15 protein-coding genes and 1 pseudogene are annotated in these 17,681 nt (G+C 70.9%); 3 read left to right on the top strand and 13 right to left on the bottom strand.

Annotation, left to right across the window (positions count from 1 at the left end; genetic code table 11):
* Positions 1-41: 41 nt before the first annotated feature.
* Complete coding sequence (locus IPI43_03700; GenBank protein ID MBK7773228.1) at positions 42-1,787, top strand: hypothetical protein; 1,746 nt, start codon at positions 42-44, stop codon at positions 1,785-1,787.
* An 8-nt stretch (positions 1,788-1,795) separates the two neighbouring features.
* Here the strand turns inward: IPI43_03700 and IPI43_03695 are convergent, their stop codons facing one another.
* Positions 1,796-3,004: a GGDEF domain-containing protein gene (locus IPI43_03695; GenBank protein ID MBK7773227.1), complete on the bottom strand. Its 1,209-nt coding sequence runs from the start codon at positions 3,002-3,004 to the stop codon at positions 1,796-1,798.
* A 64-nt stretch (positions 3,005-3,068) separates the two neighbouring features.
* Between IPI43_03695 and IPI43_03690 the strand changes: the two genes are divergently transcribed.
* The gene (locus IPI43_03690; protein MBK7773226.1) at positions 3,069-3,674 is read left to right on the top strand and encodes a VTT domain-containing protein; all 606 of its coding nucleotides are present in this window, start codon (positions 3,069-3,071) and stop codon (positions 3,672-3,674) included.
* Between the two features lie 6 nt (positions 3,675-3,680).
* On the opposite strand, the gene IPI43_03685 is transcribed toward IPI43_03690, so the two are convergent.
* The 12 genes and pseudogenes from IPI43_03685 to IPI43_03630 all read right to left on the bottom strand — a co-directional run bounded on the left by IPI43_03685 (position 3,681) and on the right by IPI43_03630 (position 16,359).
* The gene (locus IPI43_03685; protein MBK7773225.1) at positions 3,681-4,376 is read right to left on the bottom strand and encodes a heme exporter protein CcmB; all 696 of its coding nucleotides are present in this window, start codon (positions 4,374-4,376) and stop codon (positions 3,681-3,683) included.
* A complete protein-coding gene (locus IPI43_03680) occupies positions 4,373-5,083 on the bottom strand; it encodes an ABC transporter ATP-binding protein (GenBank protein ID MBK7773224.1) in 711 nt (236 codons plus the stop codon). The genes IPI43_03685 and IPI43_03680 overlap by 4 nt, the downstream gene beginning before the upstream one ends.
* A 12-nt stretch (positions 5,084-5,095) precedes the next feature.
* A pseudogene (gene hemW / locus IPI43_03675) lies at positions 5,096-6,314 on the bottom strand (radical SAM family heme chaperone HemW).
* Positions 6,311-7,333 (bottom strand): hypothetical protein, encoded by a 1,023-nt coding sequence (locus IPI43_03670; GenBank protein ID MBK7773223.1) that lies wholly within the window; start codon positions 7,331-7,333, stop codon positions 6,311-6,313. The pseudogene hemW and the gene IPI43_03670 overlap by 4 nt, the downstream one beginning before the upstream one ends.
* Before the next feature lie 75 nt (positions 7,334-7,408).
* Positions 7,409-7,693, bottom strand: a complete 285-nt coding sequence (locus IPI43_03665) for a DUF1844 domain-containing protein (protein ID MBK7773222.1) — start codon at positions 7,691-7,693, stop codon at positions 7,409-7,411.
* Between the two features lie 21 nt (positions 7,694-7,714).
* Complete coding sequence (locus IPI43_03660) at positions 7,715-8,065, bottom strand: hypothetical protein (GenBank protein MBK7773221.1); 351 nt, start codon at positions 8,063-8,065, stop codon at positions 7,715-7,717.
* A 75-nt stretch (positions 8,066-8,140) separates the two neighbouring features.
* Positions 8,141-8,665: a gamma carbonic anhydrase family protein gene (locus tag IPI43_03655; protein MBK7773220.1), complete on the bottom strand. Its 525-nt coding sequence runs from the start codon at positions 8,663-8,665 to the stop codon at positions 8,141-8,143.
* Positions 8,665-11,145 carry a DNA topoisomerase (ATP-hydrolyzing) subunit B gene (gene gyrB, locus IPI43_03650; protein ID MBK7773219.1) on the bottom strand — a complete coding sequence of 827 codons (2,481 nt, stop codon included), beginning with the start codon at positions 11,143-11,145 and terminating at the stop codon, positions 8,665-8,667. The genes IPI43_03655 and gyrB overlap by 1 nt, the downstream gene beginning before the upstream one ends.
* A 436-nt stretch (positions 11,146-11,581) precedes the next feature.
* Complete coding sequence (locus tag IPI43_03645; protein ID MBK7773218.1) at positions 11,582-12,562, bottom strand: DUF790 family protein; 981 nt, start codon at positions 12,560-12,562, stop codon at positions 11,582-11,584.
* A complete protein-coding gene (locus IPI43_03640) occupies positions 12,496-13,035 on the bottom strand; it encodes a DUF790 family protein (protein ID MBK7773217.1) in 540 nt (179 codons plus the stop codon). The genes IPI43_03645 and IPI43_03640 overlap by 67 nt, the downstream gene beginning before the upstream one ends.
* A gap of 1 nt (position 13,036) precedes the next feature.
* Positions 13,037-14,464, bottom strand: coding sequence for a DEAD/DEAH box helicase family protein (locus tag IPI43_03635; protein MBK7773216.1), 1,428 nt, complete (start codon positions 14,462-14,464; stop codon positions 13,037-13,039).
* Between the two features lie 821 nt (positions 14,465-15,285).
* On the bottom strand, positions 15,286-16,359 hold the full coding sequence (locus tag IPI43_03630) for a hypothetical protein (protein MBK7773215.1): 1,074 nt from the start codon (positions 16,357-16,359) through the stop codon (positions 15,286-15,288).
* Between the two features lie 191 nt (positions 16,360-16,550).
* On the opposite strand from IPI43_03630, the gene IPI43_03625 reads away from it, so the two are divergent.
* Positions 16,551-17,579, top strand: coding sequence for a phosphate ABC transporter substrate-binding protein (locus tag IPI43_03625; GenBank protein MBK7773214.1), 1,029 nt, complete (start codon positions 16,551-16,553; stop codon positions 17,577-17,579).
* Positions 17,580-17,681 lie beyond the last annotated feature (102 nt).

Raw genomic sequence — 17,681 nt, 5'->3', positions numbered from 1 at the left:
TGCGCCACGGCCTGGCGCGCGGTGATAGGCTGTTGGCCGTCATGAACGTGCTCTTCGAAGACGCGAACATCCGGATCGAACACCACCCGCTCGACCGCGTCCTGGTCGGCGTTCGCAAAGCCAGCGCGGCGAGCGCAGAAGATGTGCTCGCCAGCATGCGCGCCTCGCTGGCCGTGGACACCAGCCACCTCGGGCCGCTCGCGTTCATCTTGGACGTGCGCGCGGTGATGGGGCGCAACGACGAGAGCTTCGAGCGCGCCACCACGGAGCTGCGCCGCACCGTGGCCAAGCGCGCCACGCGCTTCGTGACACTGGTGGCCACCATGGCGGGGGCACTCCAGACGCGGCGCCTCTCGAGCCAGGAGGGCGGCGGAATCCTCATCGCCACGAGTGAAGAAGAGGCTTTTCGCCTCGCTCGGGGCGAGGCCTTTGAGCCCCTGGCGGCTGCCAGGGCACTACGTCTATCATCGCGAGCGATCATGACCGATACGTTGCCCACCGAGTCGCACTGGCGAGCCATCCTGGACGCGGTGGCCCGCGTGGCGGACCGCATCCACGCGACGCAGTCCGTGCGCGAGGCCATGCCACAGGTGCTGGGCATCCTCGGGCGTGCCACGCAGGTGAGCCGCGTCTACGTCTTCGAGCACATCCCGCACTCGCTGAACGACGCGCGCATGTGTCAGCGATTCGAGTGGTGTGCGCCCGGTGTCGAGCCGCAGATCGACAACCCGGACCTGCAGGAGGCCGACCTCGCCGAGTTGGGCTTTGCGCGCTGGGTGGCCGAGCTGCGCGCCGGTCGTGCCATCTATGGTGACGTGGACCAGTTCCCGGAGAGCGAGCAGCCCGTGCTCGAGATGCAGGGCATCCAGTCGCTCCTGGTGCAGCCCATCTTCTCGGGCACCTATTGGTGGGGCTTCATGGGCTTCGACGCGTGTGAGACCAAGCGCTCCTGGGACGCCGTCGAGGTGGACACCCTGCGGATCGCGGCGCACGTGTGCGGCACGGCGCTGGCGCTCGAGGCACGCGAGGCCGAGAGCCGCAGCGCCTACAAGATGGACGCCCTCGGCCGGATGGCCGGCGGCGTGGCGCACGACTTCAACAACCTGCTCACCGTCATGGGTGGCACTGTCACGCTGCTGAAGCGCGAGCTGGACGCGGTGCCCATGGAGCGGGCCCGGGCGCAGCTGGCGGTGCTGGACCAGGCCACCTCACAAGCGGCTCGCCTCACGCGCCAGCTGCTCACGTTCAGCAGCCGTCGCAACAGCCGCGCCCCGGTGACGGCGCCCACCGAGACGCTGGGTGAGATCGAGGGGGTGCTGCGGCAGATCGCCGGGCACGAGGTCGAGGTCGCGGTGGACGCGCCCGCCGACGTCGAGTCCGTGCGCATCGCCCCAGCGCAGCTCGAGCAGATCATCCTGAACCTGGTCTCGAACGCGCGCGACGCCATGCCCGACGGCGGCCAGCTGGCCCTGCAGCTGCGCACGCTCGACTCGGACGCCGCGCTGGTGCTGGGAGACCGCCTCGATCCGGGGCGTTACACGTTGCTGAGCGTGCGCGACACGGGCCACGGCATCCCGGCCGAGCTGCACGACCGCATCTTCGAGCCGTTCTTCACCACGCGCGACGCCACGCAGGGAACGGGCCTCGGGCTGGCCACCGTGTACGGCGCGGTCTCGGCCGCCTCGGGCTCGCTGCGCCTGACCAGCGCGCCGGGCCAGGGCACCGAGCTGCGCGTCTACCTGCCGGTCGCGTCGGGGGCCAGCATGGCGCCCTCGCCTGCTCCGTAGCCCAGAAGCTACCCCGCCACGATGCGGTCTCGCCCGTGCTCCTTCGCCTCGTAGAGCGCGGCGTCGGCGCGGCGGAGGGCGCTGCGCGCGTCCACGCTCTCGTCGGCGAGCAGCTCGGTGTAGCCGATGCTGGTGGTGACGCGCAGGTCGGGGATGTCCCAGCGCTGCTCCGCGATCTCGTGACGGAGGCGGTCCAGCAAGACGCCCGCGTCGGCCGCGTTGGTGCCCCGCAGGATGACCCCGAACTCCTCGCCGCCCAGGCGCGCGGCCTCGTCGTCGGTGCGCAGCGCTGCTCGCAGCGCACGCGCCGTGTCGCGCAGCACCTCGTCGCCCTGCGTGTGACCGTGCCGGTCGTTCACGGTCTTGAAGTGGTCGAGGTCCAGCAGTGCCAGCGTGCTGGGCGAGCCCTCACGCGCGGCGCGCACCGCTCGCTCGAGCATGGGACCAAAGGCGCGCCGGTTGGGCAGGCCGGTCAGCACGTCGTGAGTGGCCAGGTGCATGAGCTCGGCCTCGGCGCGGCGACGCTCCTTGATTTCGTCCTCCAGGCGCGCGTTGGTCTCGGTCAGCGCGCGCCGCTGCGACTCGATCAGCACGCGCTGGTGCGTGCGCCTGCGCGTGGAGCGGTTGGCGTACAGCGCCAGGCCCACGCCCAGGGCGGTGGCCGTCAGGCCGTTCACCGTGACGGAGAGCCGCTGCGGCACGTCGTCCTGCAGCAGCGTGCAGCCCACCAGCATGGCCACGAAAGCCAGCGTATAGCCGACTAGCGTCTGCGCCAGCGTGGCGCGAATGGCCATGGCCACGCCCAGCGCCACCACCAGGTATGCGCTGATCGAGTTGGTGACCAGCTGGTCGATGCTGGTGAGGAGCGCGCCGAGCAGGAGGTAGCCGAGGCCTGCCACCAGCGGCAGCAGCTGCCCGAGGACGCTCATGCCCGAGCCGATGCGCCAGATGGCCACGGAGCAGAGCACGCTGAAGAGCGCCGCCGCCGCGTGCGACCCGGCCACCGCCACCCGCCAGGTCTCGGCCCGCTCTGGGCTGGTGAGCGCGTTGTCGACGAGGGGCTGAAATGAGAGGAAGACCACGACGTGGGCGATGTGCACCAGCACCAGCAGCGGACCCAGCGTGCGCAGGCGGGCGAGGTTCTCCGTGGCGGTGACGTCGGCCACTCGCATGCGGAGCGCGCCGGGGTCAACCACGAGGTCGTCGTCCGCGGACACAGCTGGGGGTGTACCCCGCTGGTGTCGCACGGCAAGTGGACCGGGGCCTGCTATGGTGCGCGCCGTGTCCAACGACGACGTGGTGGTGCACCCGCCCGCAGAACCGAAGAAGACGTGGCGGCTCATCGTGCTCGCCGTGGTGCTGGTGGGCCTGGTGGTCCTCGGGAAGGTCACCGGGCTCACCGATCACCTGACCGTCCCCAAGATCCGGGCGTTCATGAGCGAGCTCGGCGTGCTGGGCTTCCTGCTCTTCCTGGTGGTCTTCTGCGTGGGCGAGCTGGTCCACATCCCGGGCCTGGTGTTCATGCTGGCCGCCGTGGTGGCCTATGGCTCCGTGGGCGGCGGCGTGGCGGGCTTCGTGGGCGGCGTCATCTCCGTCACCTTCACGTTCGTGCTGGTGCGGCGCGTGGGCGGTCAGCCGCTCGGCGAGATCAAGTGGCCCATCATGCGCAAGGTCATGGAGCTGCTGGGCGAGCGGCCCATCGCCGTGGTCACCGTGCTGCGCATGGTGTTCGCGTTCTCGCCGGTGCTGAATTACGCGCTGGGCATGTCGAGCGTGCGCCTGCGCGAGTACGTCATCGGCTCGTTCATCGGGCTCATCCCGTGGGCCGTGGGCTGCGCGCTGGCCACCGAGTGGGTGCTCGAGTGGTCGGGGCTCGCGGCGGGCTGACGCCCCTCAGTCCGACAGCAGCGTGTCGAACAGCAGCACGCCCGCCGACAGGAACAGCAGGTCGCACGCGCCGAGCAGCAGCATCCAGTCGAGCGCCTCGCTGATGGGCGCGCCGCCCAGCACCTCGCGGGCGCCCAGCACGCCGGCCAGCAAGGTGGGCGTGACCAGCGGGAAGACCACCACGCTCAGCATCAGGTCGCGCGCGCGAGTCTGCACGGTGAGCGCCGCGAAGAGCGTGCCGGCGGCGGCGAAGCCGAAGCAGGTGAGCAGCGTGATGCCCGCCACCACCAGCAGCGTGAGGTCCGGCTCGAGGTGGAAGAAGACGCCCACGATGGGCAGCAGCAGGAGCGCGATGAGCCCGAGGAACAGCGTGGTGGAGACCAGCTTGCCCAGGTAGATGGAGGCGCGCGGGATGGGGCTCATGAGCAGGCCGCGCAGGGCGCCCAGCTCGCGCTCGCGGGCCCAGCTGCGGCCCATGCCCAGCACGCCCGCGAAGCTGAGCGAGACGAACAGCACCCCCGGGGCCACCTGCCGCGCGAGGTCCTGCGTGAGGTAGAACGACAGCGCCGCCATGACCACCACCAGCAGCGCGAAGAGCCCCGTGGTGGCCGTGACCTCGCGCGTGCGGGCCTCGATGCGCAAGTCTTTCTTGGCGATGATCAGGGCGCCTGCCAAGAGCCCGATGGGAGCGCGAGCGCTCATGCCGTGACCCCTGGCTCGGCGCGATAGGGAGCGCTCGACGCAGGGTCCACGGTGATGCGGCGCCCTGCGCGCAGCGCGATGCGGGCGTCGGCCACGCGGTCGGCGAAGGCGCGGTCATGCGTGACCAGGATCTGGATGGCCCCACGCGCGCGCTCGACCACCACGGCGTCTACCAGGCGCTTCACCGAGTCGGTGTCGAGGCCGTTGGTGGGCTCGTCCAGCAGCAGGATGCTGGGCGCGTGCAGCAGCGCACGGCAGAGCGCCACGCGCTGCTGCTGGCCACGCGAGTACGTGCGCACCGGCCGCTCGGCGAAGCCGCCCACGCCGAAGCGCGCGCGCAGCTCCTCGATGCGCTGCTGCGACGTGGGCACCGAGTAGAGCTCTGCATAGAGCGCCAGGTTCTCGAGGCCCGTGAGGTCCGGGTAGAGCATGGCGTCGTGCGCCACCATGCCCACGGCGGCGCGCAGCGCGGTGGGCGACGCGAGCTCCGCGCCGTAGTGCACCTGGCCGCTGGTGGGCCGCGCGGTCTGCGCCAGCAACGCCAGCAGCGTGCTCTTGCCCGAGCCGTTGGGGCCCTCCACCACGGTCACCGCGCCGGGCGCGAAGCTGCCGTCGAAGTCCAAGAGAGCGCGCGTGGTGCCGTAGAGCTTGGTGAGCTTCTCGGCGCGCACGGGCGGCGTGGGGGTCGGGGCGGGGCGCTCGGTCATGGGGGCGTTCCGCTAGAAGAGTGACGCGACGATGCCGTCGAGCGCGAGCCATTGTTCACGGGGCACACGCAGCCGCCCATCGCGCAGCTGCACCTGGCCCAGCCGCGTGGCCCGCGCGAGCGCCTGCTCACGCCCGGTGGCGAGCGGGATGCCGGCGCGCGCCTCGGCGAAGTCCACGTCCACGCCCTCCGCCGTGCGCAGCCCCAGCATGAGCGACTCCCGCAGCAGGGTGGCCCCGTCCAGCACCTCGCGCTCGGCCTCGCGCGGGCCGTCTCGCTCGGCTTCGCGGCGCACGTAGGCGTGGCCGTCGGTGAGGTTCTTGTAGCGCTCCGCGTGCCCCGGCGCCGATCGCAAGCAGCCCACCGCCGCCGCGCCCAGGCCCAGGTAGTCGCCGCCGCGCCAGTAGTGCAGGTTGTGGCGGCTCTCCTCGCCGGGCACCGCGTAGTTGCTCACCTCGTAGTGGGCCAGGCCCTGCCCCGCGAAGGCGCGCTCGGCGGCCTGGAACATGTCGGCGTAGTGGTCCTCGCTGGCCACGCGCAGCTTGCCCTCGCGGTGCAGCGCGCCGAAGTGCGTGTCGGGCTCGATGGTCAGCGCGTAGCAAGAGACGTGGTGCACCCCGAGGTCCAGCACGCGCGCCAGCTCGTCGCGCAGGGCGGCGCTCTCTTGATCCGGCATGCCGAACATGAAGTCCGCGCTCACCCGCTTGAAGTTCCAGGTGGCCACGCGCAGCGCCGCGAGCGCTTGCTCGCTGTCGTGCAGCCGCCCCAGGAAGCGCAGGCGCTCGTCGTTCATGGACTGCACGCCCAGCGACACGCGGTTGACGCCCGCGTCGGCGAGCGCGCGCGCCTTGTCGTCGCTGAAGCTGCTGGGGTTGCACTCCACGGTGATCTCGAGGTCGCTGGCCCGGTCGGGGAACGCTTCCAAGATGCCGGCAAGGGTGCGCCCCAGCTGCGCCGTGTCCCACAGCGATGGGGTGCCGCCGCCGAAGAACACGGAGCGCAGCGTGCGCCCCGCGCAGCTGTTCAGCGCGCTCGCGCAGCTCGGCCAGCACCGCGTCCGCGTACTCCACGTGCGGGATGCTGCTGGCCGGGAGACCGCGCGTGGCGAAGTCGCAGTACGGGCACTTCCGCGCGCAGTAGGGGAAGTGCACGTAGACCGAGGTCTGGGTGGCCTCGCGCTCGAGCACCGTGGGGATGGCGCTCTCGGGGCCGCTCGGGGTCTCGCCGCTCATGCGCTGAACACCCGTGGCGCGCGGCGGTAGGTGCGCGTGAGGAGCGCGGTGAACTCCGGGCTCGAGTGCAGGTCGGTGGGCTCCTCGAAGCTGGCCCCGCGGGCGCGCAGGTCGTCCACGAAGGTCTGCAAGATGCGCTCGTCGCTGAGCGCGTCTTCCCCCGCGTCGTAGCGCGCGGCCTCCTGCTCGGTGGCGAAGCAGAGCGCCTTCCAGGACACGCTGATGCGCACCTCGTCGCGCGTGTAGGACTTGCGCGTGACCACCTCGCCGGTGGGCTTGCCCGCGGCGTCGCGCACACGGTCCTCGAGCGCGTAGCCCTCGTCCGTGACGCGCAGCGTGGCGTCCAGCGTGAGGCCCATGGGCACCTCGCGGTCGCTCCCGCCCACCGCCTCCACGGCGTGGAACATGTGGTCGTTGTCGCCCATGAGCGCGGTGTTGCTCATGCACGGGCGCGAGCGCGGCGGCGCGTCCGGCCCGTCGGGCCAGTAGGTGAAGCCCCCGCCCTGCCCGGCATAGAACCACGAGACGGCCGTGGCCGTGGGCACGTACCACGCGCCGAACAGCTCCGACTTGTGCATGACCTGCAGCAGCCACACGGGCAGGCGCGCGCGCGTGGCGCCGCGAAAGGACGGCACGTCCACGTGGCCCGGGTCCACCTTGGGCAGCGGCGGGTTGAGGTTCACGTACACGTGCTCGGGCCGCACCACGGCAGCGCCGAACAGCTGCTGCGCGGCCGAGTGGAAGGCGGGGTGCTCGAGGAAGCGCGCCACGCCAGGCACGTGCGGCCGGCCGGGCACACACCAGTCGCCGCGGAACCAGGGGGCCACCAGCATGGGCTTGTGCGGCGCCCTGCGGTCGTCTTGGCCGGCCTCCGAGAGCGCGCGGAGCTGGTCCAGGCTCTCCACGTAGCGCTGCACCGAGTAGTACGGTGAGCCGTTCGCGATGAGCGTGTGCACCTCGCCCGGATCGCTCAGCACGTGCTCGATGGCAATGGGGGGCAGGGGATGCGCGAAGGTCATGACGCGTGGCTCACAGGCCCAGCTTGGCCCATGGCGCGGTGGCTGCCATGCAGGCACCCTTGCCTAGCCGCGAACTCAGCCGCCAGCGGCGCGGTACTTCGCCCGCAGGTCGTCCAGCACCTGAGCCAACAGGCGCTCTTCCTCGCCGGTGAGGTTCCCCGCCGTCTTGCGCTCCAGCAGCACCAAGCACTCGATGGTGTGGCGGGCGAGCGGCAGGTTCTTCTCGGCCTTCACGCCATCCACCGCGATGGCGCCCATGTCCACCAGCGCCGAGGCGCTCAGCGAGAGCACGAAGGTGTTGAAGTCGATCGCCGGGGCGTCGTTGTCTTCGAGGTCGTCGTTGCTCTCGGGGCCGCTCATGGTTGCTCCCTCGGTCGGCGCTCAGGCCTCGGTGGCTTCGTCGTCCGCTTCGTCTTCGTCTTCGTCGTCCTCGTCATCGAGGTCGTCGTCGTCGAGGTCGTCGTCGTCATCATCGCCGGAGTCTTCGCTCGCGCTGCGGCGGGCGGCGCTGGCGGCCGCGGCCGCGCTCTGACGGGCAGCCTGCTGGGTGAGCAGACCCTCGATGGCCTCGAGCTCCTCGGCCAGGCTGGCGGCCGGATCCACGTACTCCGCGTTGGTGCTCTTGTCCGGCAGCGCGGCGAGGTGCTTGTCCACCTCCTTCTGGGTCACGAGGCCCTTGGCCATGTTGCGGTCGAGGATGCGCTTGTCGAGGAGCTGGTCGGAGCTGGACATAGGTGGCCGAGTGTAGAGGGGAGCGCGCTGGTGTCAATGCGGGTCCGCGGCGGTGTGGGCCGCCTGCATGCGATTTCATGCGCCGCGCATGGTGAGCTGCTCGCGATAGCGCCGCCCGTTGGCCACGTAGACGGCGGCCGAGCGGTGCAGGCCCGCCCACGCGCTCTCGTCCAGCGTGCGCACGATCTTGCCGGGCGAGCCCATCACCAGCGAGCCGTCGGGGATGACCTTGCCCTCGGCGATGAGCGCGTTGGCGCCGATGACGCAGTGCTTGCCGATGACCGCGCCGTTCAGGATGACCGCGTGGATGCCGATGAGGCTGTGGTCGCCCACGGTGCAGCCGTGCACCATGGCGTGGTGCCCGATGGTGACGCCGCGCCCCAGCGTGAGCGGGAAGCCCGGGTCGGCGTGCAGCACGGCGTTGTCCTGCACGTTGGTCTCGGGGCCGACGGTGATGATGTCCGAGTCGCCGCGGAGGACGGCGCCCCACCACACGCTGCTGTCTTGGTGCAGCACCACGCTGCCGATCACGGCCGCCGTGGGGGCCACGAACACATCTCCCAGGACGGTCACGCGGCGCTCGCCGAGGTCGTAGAACATCAGATGTCCAGGTTGGTGACGTTGAGGGCGTTGTCTTCGATGAAGGCGCGACGCGGCTCCACCTGGTCGCCCATCAGCACGCTGAAGATCTCTTCGGCTTCCACGGCGTCGTCGATGCGCACCTGCAGCAGCGTGCGCGCGTCCGGGTCCATGGTGGTCTCCCACAGCTCACCCGGGTTCATCTCGCCGAGGCCCTTGTAGCGCTGGATGCTGGTGCCCTTGCGCGCGCGGGTGTCGATGTAGTCCCACAGCTCGTCGATGGTGGGCAGCGTGATGGCGTCGCTGGTCTCGTTGCCGTTCTTGTCGAGCGTGACCGCGCTGTAGGGCGCGGCGCCGATGGCCACGATGCCCTCTTGAATACGCCGCAGCTCGGCGATGTCGCCGCCGCTCAGCAGGTCGAAGTCCAGCACGGTGAGGCGCTCGGCGATGCCCGCGCGCGTGGTGACGTGCAGCGAAAAGCGCTCGTGCTCTTCGTCGCGCACCAACACGGTCTTGAGCGGCGCCAGGTCGTCGTGGTGCGTGTCGATGTACCGGCGCAGCGCGGCCGAGGCGGCCTCCACGTGATCGCGGTCCTTCAGGCTGCCGGCGCTCAGGTTGGTGGCGCGCACCAGCGCCTGGAGCACGGCTCCCTCGGCGCGCCTGCGCGCGTTGGCGATGAGGCCGCGGAAGCGCTCGAGGTCACGCAAGAGCCCCTTGAGTGGGTCGCCCATGAGGGGCACCGAGCCGCTGCCGGCGCGCACCAGCAGGTTGTCCGCGCCGCTGTCGATGAGGTGCGCGTTGAGGGCCGGATCGTCCTTCAGGTAGCGCACCTTCTTGTTCTTGGTGACCTTGTAGAGCGGCGGCTGCGCGATGTAGAGGTAGCCCTTCTCGATGATCTCCGGCATCTGCCGATAGAAGAACGTGAGCAGCAGCGTGCGGATGTGCGAACCGTCCACGTCGGCGTCGGTCATGATGACCACCTGGTGGTAGCGGAGCTTGTCGATCTCGAAGTTCTCGCCGCCGCGAACACCGCAGCCGAGGGCCGTGATGAGCGTGCCGATCTCGGCGCTGCCCAGCATCTTCTCGAAGCGCGCGCGCTCCACGTTCAGGATCTTGCCGCGCAGGGGCAAGATGGCCTGGAAGCGCCGGTTGCGGCCCTGCTTGGCCGAGCCACCGGCCGAGTCACCCTCCACGATGTAGATCTCGCTCTCCATCGGGTCTTTGCTCTGACAGTCGGCCAGCTTGCCGGGCAGGTTGCTCGGGTCGAGCGCGCCCTTGCGCTGCACCATCTCGCGCGCCTTGCGGGCCGCCTCGCGGGCGCGGGCCGCGAGCACCGTCTTCTCCACGATGCGCTTGGCCGAGCGCGGGTTCTCCTGCAGGTACGCCGCGAACTCGTCGCCGACGATGCTCTCCACGATGCCGCGCACCTCGCTCGAGACCAGCTTGTCCTTGGTCTGCGAGGAGAACGACGGGTCCGGGTGCTTGACGCTGATGATGCAGGTCAGGCCCTCGCGCACGTCTTCGCCCGCGAGCGGGTTCTTGAGGTCCTTGAGCAGCTTCTCTTGCGTGCCGTAGTTGTTGATGACGCGCGTGATGGCCGTGCGCAGACCGGTGAGGTGCGTGCCGCCGTCCTTGTTCCGGACGTTGTTGGTGTACGGGTAGATCGACTCGCTGTAGGCGTCGCTCCACTGCATGGCGATCTCGACGCTGATGCCGTCTTTCTCGGCCTGGAAGTAGATGACGTCTTCGTGCAGCGGCGTGCGGTTCTTGTTGAGCGTCTCCACGAACTCGCGGATGCCGCCGTCGAAGCGGTGCAGCACCGTCTTGCCCTCGGGGCGCTCGTCCGTGATGGTGATCTCGAAGCCCGCGTTCAGGAACGAGATCTCGCGCAGACGGTTGCTCAGCGTGTCGAAGCTGAACGTGGTCATGGAGAAGATCTCGGTGTCCGGGATGAACGACACCTTGGTGCCCGTGGTCTTGCTCTCGCCAATGGGCTCGATGGGGGCCTGCGGCACGCCCTTCCGGTACTCCTGGTACCAGATGCGGCCCTCGCGGCGGATCTCGAGGCGCAGCCACTCGCTGACGGCGTTCACGGCCGACACGCCCACGCCATGGAGGCCGGCCGAGACCTTGTAGCTCTCGTTGTCGAACTTACCGCCCGCGTGCAGCTGGGTCATGACGACCTCGGCCGCGCTGACGCCCTTCGAGTGCATGCCCACCGGGATGCCGCGCCCGTTGTCGATGACGGTGATGCTCCCGTCGGGGTGCATGGTGACGGAGATGTGGTCGCAGTGGCCCGCGAGGTGCTCGTCCACGGCGTTGTCCACGACCTCCCACACGAGGTGGTGCAGACCGGAGCCGTCGTGCGGGTCGCCGATGTACATGCCCGGCCGCTTACGCACGGCCTCGAGGCCCTCGAGGACCTGGATGGCGGATTGATCGTAGTCGGAGGAGGGGGCCGGGGGCGGGGTGCCCTCGGGTGCGTTTTCGTCGTTGGCCATGGAGCCCTTGGATCGAGCGGGACACAGGCCCGCGAAGTCGGCCGCAGTGTACTCTTTGCGGGGTCCGCGAGCAACCGTAAGCTGCGGTCGTAAGTGGTCGAAAATACGGCGCAATTCCTGTGCTGCGCGCGAACAGGCCGCCCGGCCGACCAGGTCCATTTCGAGCCCATGGACGGCAGGATCCGCCCCACCCGGACGTGGCATTCCGGTGTCGTCCACGTGGGCGTGGACGTGGTCGTGGGCGTGGTCCTTGACGGCGACGGCGACGGCGACGTGGCCGATGTCGGCGACGGTCCAACCGCCAGCCGTTCCGCTCGTGCGAGGGCGAATGGCGAGCGGACTAGATGCCCTGAGCGCAGACGGTGACGTCGCCGTCGCCGCAGTCGACAACGACAACGACCGCGACAACGACAACGATGAACGGGACCGTCACAGGTCAGCTCTGGCTCCGAAGCGCCTCCAGCCGCTCCAGGATCGCCTTCCGCGACAGCACGCTCTTGAACACGTAGAGCGACCCCGGGAGGTCATCCTCGAGCACCTCTTCGCTGACCCGTAGACGGGCCGGGACAGCAAAGATCATGGGCGCGGCGAGGCCGGCGCGCACCAGCTCGACCCGCTTCCACACCGCGTCGCGGCTCCAGAAGCCGAGCACCTCGAGGTGCACCACCTGGCCCGTCTCGGTGTGCGTGAAGGTCAGGTCGGGCACGCACACGCCGAGGCCCGGCACGTTCAGGATCTCGCCCGCGCGGGCGGCCGTCCAGCCGCAGTCCTGCTTGTCGAACGAGGCCAGCAGGGCCTCCACCTCGGGGCGCTCCGCAGGGGTCACGGCGCTCGCTGTGCGCGGGCCCACGTCGAGCTCGGTGTCACCGTCGCCAGCGCGCTCTACGTCGCCGCCTCCGGCATCCCGCGCGGTGCTGCGTCCGCCGCTGAGCGAGAACACCAACGGGTCGCGCGTCGGTCCCCAGAGTACGTCGGCTTCGAGCTCGAACGCCGCACAAGCGCGCAGCGCGGGCAGCACCAGCGCCAGCGCCAGGCCGTACTTGGTGGAGGCCTGAAACAGGCTGAGCGGGCCGCTCAGCGTGATGGCGTAGCGCGTGGCCAGCGGGGCCGGCGTGGCGGCGGTGACCTTCGAGCGCTTGGTGGTCTTGGCGACCTTCGTGGCAAGGGCCTTCGCGGACTTCTTCGCCTTCGGGGGCGCGGCAGGGGCTGTGGCCGACGCATCGGCGGCCGACGCGCTCGCTGTGGTCTGCACCTCGGTGCCCGCCACCGGCGTGATGGTGTGCATCAGCCCGTGGAACTTCAGCTTGTGGAACAGGTAGCGCAGCGTGGGGGCGTGCGGGTCCGACACGGTCACGCGCACCTCGCTGGCGCGCAGCAGCACGGCCTGCGCCTGCCCCAGCTCGTAGGCGGAGAGCAGCCCTGCGCGCTCATGGCTGGGCCTGCGAGCAGCTCGTGCTGGCCGCGCAGGTCCGCGTACAGCCGCACCCGCAGGGCGTCGGCGTCCGTGCCATGGCGCGCCGCGAAATCGCTCAACGTGGCCGCCACCGAGAAGTCGCTCTGCGCGCTGGCGGCCATGCGGCGGGCGGCCGCTTCCGCAAACAGCTCGGCCCGCAGCGCGCGCGCGTCGTCACCGGCCTCGGCGGAGAACTCGCACGCGTCCAACGCCAGCTTCACCAGCCCGTCGCGCACCTTCTTGAGCTGCGCGCGCACCGCGATGGCGTCGAGCGCGGCGTCCACTTCCTCGCGCGTGTGCCCCACGAACCGGCGCAGCGTGGTGAGCGTGCGCTCGGCCAGCTCGAGCAGCTCTTGGCGCGCCAGCTCGCCCTTCTGCCCGGGCGGCAGGAGCGGCACCAGCGTGAGCGTGGTGCCCTTCCGACGGGCGCGCACCATGTCAGCGGTAAGCACTGTGCTCGCGCCTCCGCTCGCTGGTGAACGTCTCGTGGGTGTCGGCGGTGACCAGCTCGTAGAGCACCGCGCGCTTGTCGCCCACCTTGCGCAGCACGCGCCCCAGGCGCTGCACGTGCTCGCGCACCGAGCCGCTGCCCGACACGATGATGGCCACGTTGGCGTCGGGCACGTCCACGCCCTCGTTCAGCACCTTCGAGGTGACCACCGCGCGGTAGCGGCCCGCCGACAGCCCCTCGAGGATCTCGCTGCGCTCCGTGACGCGCGTCTGATGCGTGATCGCCGGCACCAGGAAGCGCCGCGAGATGTCGTAGGCGGTGGCGTTGTCCTGTGTGAAGAGCAGCGTGCGGTCCGCGCGGTGGCGGTGCAGCAGGTGCTCCACCATCTCGAGCTTGGCCTCCGCGGCGAACGCGATGTGACGCTGCTCCTGGTACGCGGCCATGGCGCGCTGCCCTTCGTCGGACCACGCCGAGCGCTGCACGAACTCGCCCCAGCCGTGCGGCGAGCTCATGCGGATGCCCTGCGCCATGACGAAGCCGCGGTAGATGCCGCGCGCCTTCTCGTAGCGCGCGCGCTCGTCGGGGCTGAGGTCGATGCTCACGCGCTCGGTCTCGTAGCCCGCCAGGTAGTCCCCCGACAGCTCCACGATGTCCTTGCGGTAGACCACCGGTCCCACCAGGTCGGTGAGCTCCGCGTGCCGCCCGTCGGCCCGCTCGAGCGTGGCCGTGAGCCCCAGCCGGAAGGGCGCCAGGTAGCCGCGCGCCGCGAGCGCATAGCTCTCGCCCGGCAGGTGGTGCACCTCGTCGTAGACCACCAGCCCGAAGCGCGCCCCGAGGTGCGGCATGTGCAGGTGCGCCGAGTCGTAGGTGGTGACGGTCAGCGGCAGCACGCGGTGATCGCCTCCGCCCACCACGCCCACCTCGCCTCCGAACGACGCGCGCAGCAGGTCGTACCACTGGCGCACCAGGTCGAGCGTGGGGGCCACCACCAGCGTGGCGCGCGCCTTGGCCGCGATGGCCATGACCGCCACGTGGCTCTTACCGGCCCCCGTGGGCAACACCACCACGCCCCGCGCCCGCGCGCGCAGGAAGGCCTCGTGCGCCTCGGCCTGGTAGGGGCGCGGCTCGCGGTGCACGCGCAGCGTCTGGGTCAGCTCGGGGTAGCTGCGCGCCTGGTCGTCATAGGGCGTGCCCGCGTGGTGCAGCGCCCGCACCGCGTCCGCGTAGTGCAGCGCCGGCGCGCGGAAGCTGGCCGAGCGCGCGTCCCACACGAAAGCCTTGGTGGGCGGCGCCGCGTCCTCGGCGAGACCCTGCACCTCGAGCGTGCCGCCCATGAAGCGCAGGGTGATCATCGCGCGCGGCTCTGCCGCACCCGGTACGCCTCGGCCACCCGAATGATGAGCGGGAGGGGGCATCGAACCACGCGGCCGCGAGCCGCCCACGCGACGTGCGCGCGGTGGGTTGTGCGGGGTCGCTGCCCAAGGGCTCCGCCGCGCGCAGCGTGACCTCGAGGTGCGGGTAGAGCGGCCGCAAGCGCCCCGGCAGGGCCGCCGCGGTCTCGCCAAAGCCCTCGATCTCGCCCCACGCGAACGCGCGCACGCCGCTCGGGAAGCCGATGACGCAGCCGTCCGGCGCCAGCACCAAGACACGGGGCTTGCGTCGCATGCGGCGCTGCAGGAGGTGCCAGCCCGCTGGCGCCGCCGCCCCCATGAGCATCCCCACGCCGCCCATCACCCCTGCCAGCGAGGGGAACAGCGTGAGCCCCGCCACCAGTGCCGTGGCGGTGCCTGCCGTGGCGCTGGCGGCCGAGGCCAGAAAGCGGTTGAAGCCCGCGCCCGGCCCGTGACCCACCGGGACCTCGAGCGCGCCCGGCAGGTCGTCGTGCGAGAGCACCCGCGCCAGCAGGTCGCTGGGGCCGAGGACGGGCCGCTGCCCGGCATGATCACGGTAGGACCCGACGCGCGCGCGCGCCTCGATGCGCTGGGCGAGGCCACCGAGGCCCCCTTCACGCAGCTCGGCCGGCAGCTGCTCCGCAGTGACCGTGAACCATGGCGGCGCAGGAGGGCGCCGTGGCGCCAGGACGTGGAGCTGCTTGGGCTCCTCGGCGGGCAGCGCCAACGCGCCCAGCACGGCATCCCAGGGCACCAGGCACTTGCCCACGCGCACCCCGCCCGACTCGAGCGTCAGCGTCTTCACCTCGGCGAGGTCCTCGTCGATCCAGTGGCTCACGTGGCCATCACCGGTAGGGCGCCGACGCGCCGCCCCAGGCTCGCTCCGAGATGGCACCGGCCAGCCCATCCACCACGTCGATCGAGCGCACCTGCGAGGCGGTCTCGTCCATCAGGCCCGCCGCGATGGCGCGCACCCCCTCGTCGCCCACGTGGAGCTCGCGAGCCACCTGGCTGAGGTGCAGGATGCGGTCCGCCACGGTCCCGCTCAGCAGCTCCGCCACCTTGGCCTCGGGCTGACCCTTCACCTTGAAGGTGGAGTCGAAGAGCGCGTGGCCCACCTCGATGTCCTGCGTGCCGAAGAGCTCACCGATGGCGCTGAACAGGCCCCGCTGCGGCAGCAGGCGCAGCCCCACGCCGAGGGACTCGGGGAAGCGCGCCTCGAACTCGGTGATCCAGCCCGCGTCGGGTTGATAGATGGTGCGCACCGCCAGCTGCCGGCGCCCCCGCGCGCCCGTGACCGTGAGCTGCTGCGGGTTCAGGGCCAGGCCCGTCGCCGTGGCGGTGCCGGCCAGCGAGTCCAGGGCGCGCCGCTCGGCGTCGCTGAGGGGCACCACCTCGCGGGCGTGCCGCACGGCAGACGCCACGGGATAGGTGCTATTGAGGATGGCGCGCAGCTCCTCGACATCGGAGTGCCAGCCGTTGAGGGTGATGCTGCTGGTCAGGTCCGACACGATGAGGTTGTTGCGCCGCGCTCCCAGGACAGAAAGCATGGCGTCGCGCAGCGCCGGCTGGGTGAGCAAGGTGACCGCACGCTGCGGGTCACTGGCGCGCACGTGGAAGTGCGTGTCGAACTCGGGATGCCCCGTGACGATGTCCTCGCCCCCGAGGGCGGACCGGACGAAGCGCCCCACCGCACCCACCCGGCTGGCCGAGAGGCTCATGCGCAGCGGCACGGGGTGGCCTGCGTGCACCGTCGTGTAATAGCTGGTGTTGTCGCCGTTGCTCTGCGTCCAGAGGCGCACCCCCACGGGGATGCCGTCGTGCTCGCCGCTCAGCGAATGGCCCCCGTCGTGGGAGAGCCCCAGCGTCCGAGCGGTCACCGCCAGCCCGGCCTTGTGGTTCGTGAACAGCTTGAACACGCCCCGAGCCTACCAACCGCCCCCCGATGGGCGCTAGCGCGGGGTCATTGACCCCGGCTCGTCGCGCGCTTGTCACACAGCTGTTGCAATCCACCCCCACGTTTGGGTTCACATCCAGCAAGCGCCTTTCAACTCAGATTATATGCGAAATCATTCATCTTTTCAGAGTTCCTCCCTGTCTCGAGCGGTCCATGGGCTGTGCCCTGGCCAGCGCCACCCTCGCCGGCACGCTGGTCGTGCTGGCCAGCCTCGGCGCCTGTAGCGGCCGTCACGAGCCCACCGAGGCCCAGCCTGATGAGCCCGGCGCCACGGGGGCAACCGCCGCTCCCGAGTCCACCACGCTCACGATCAAGGGCTCGGACACCATGGTCATCCTCGCCCAGCGCTGGGCCGAGGGCTTCATGGCCGCCAACGCCGGCATGACCCTGCAGGTCTCCGGCGGCGGCAGCGGCACCGGCATCGCCGCGCTCATCAACGGCACCGCCGACGTGGCGAACGCCAGCCGCCCCATGAAGGACCGCGAGCGCGCGCAGGTGCTCGAGCGCCGTGGCGGGGAAGCTCACGAGACGCGCGTCGCGCTCGACGCCCTGGCCGTCTACGTGCAGACCGCGAGCCCGATCCAGTCGCTCACCATCCCGCAGATCCGCGGCATCTTCCGCGGGCAGATCACCAACTGGAACCAGGTGGGCGGGCCCGACCACGAGATCATCCTCTACAGCCGCGAGAACAACTCGGGCACCTACGCCTACTTCAAGGAGCACGTGCTCGAGGAGATGGACTTCGCAGCCAACGTGCAGACCCTGCCGGGCACCGCGGCAGTCATCAACGCCATCAGCCGCGACCCGTACGGCATCGGCTACGGCGGCATCGCCTACTCCGAGGGCGCCCGCGCCATCCGCGTGGCGGCCGAGGGCGGCGAGCCGGTGGAGCCCAACATGGCCAACGCCACCAGCGGCGCCTACCCGCTCAGCCGCTTCCTCTATGTGTACACGGCGGGCGCGCCCACGGGCATCGCGCAGCGGTACATCGAGTTCGTGCTTTCGGAGGCCGGCCAGTCCATCGTGGAGGGCGTGGGCTACTACCCGCTCCCGCGTGAGGGCGCCGCTGCCGCTGTCGCCGCCCCCGAGGCCGCCGCTGCCCCAGCCGAGCCTGCCGCTGCCGAGCCCGCCGCAGCCCCTGCGGCCGCCGTGCCTGCCGCCGCCGCCCCTGCCGCTCCCTAGTGAACCCCGGTCCCGAGGGATCCCCCACGATGAGCACAGCCGACCCTGCCATGTCTCCTCTGACCTCCGCGAAGTCCCACGGCGCCGACGCCACCCCGTCGG

The sequence above is a fragment of the Sandaracinaceae bacterium genome, assembly GCA_016706685.1.
Classification (GTDB): Bacteria; Myxococcota_A; Polyangia; order Polyangiales; family Houyiibacteriaceae; genus JADJJE01.
The sequence above is the reverse complement of the archived record's forward strand: the minus strand, read 5'-3'. Positions and strand labels throughout refer to the sequence as shown.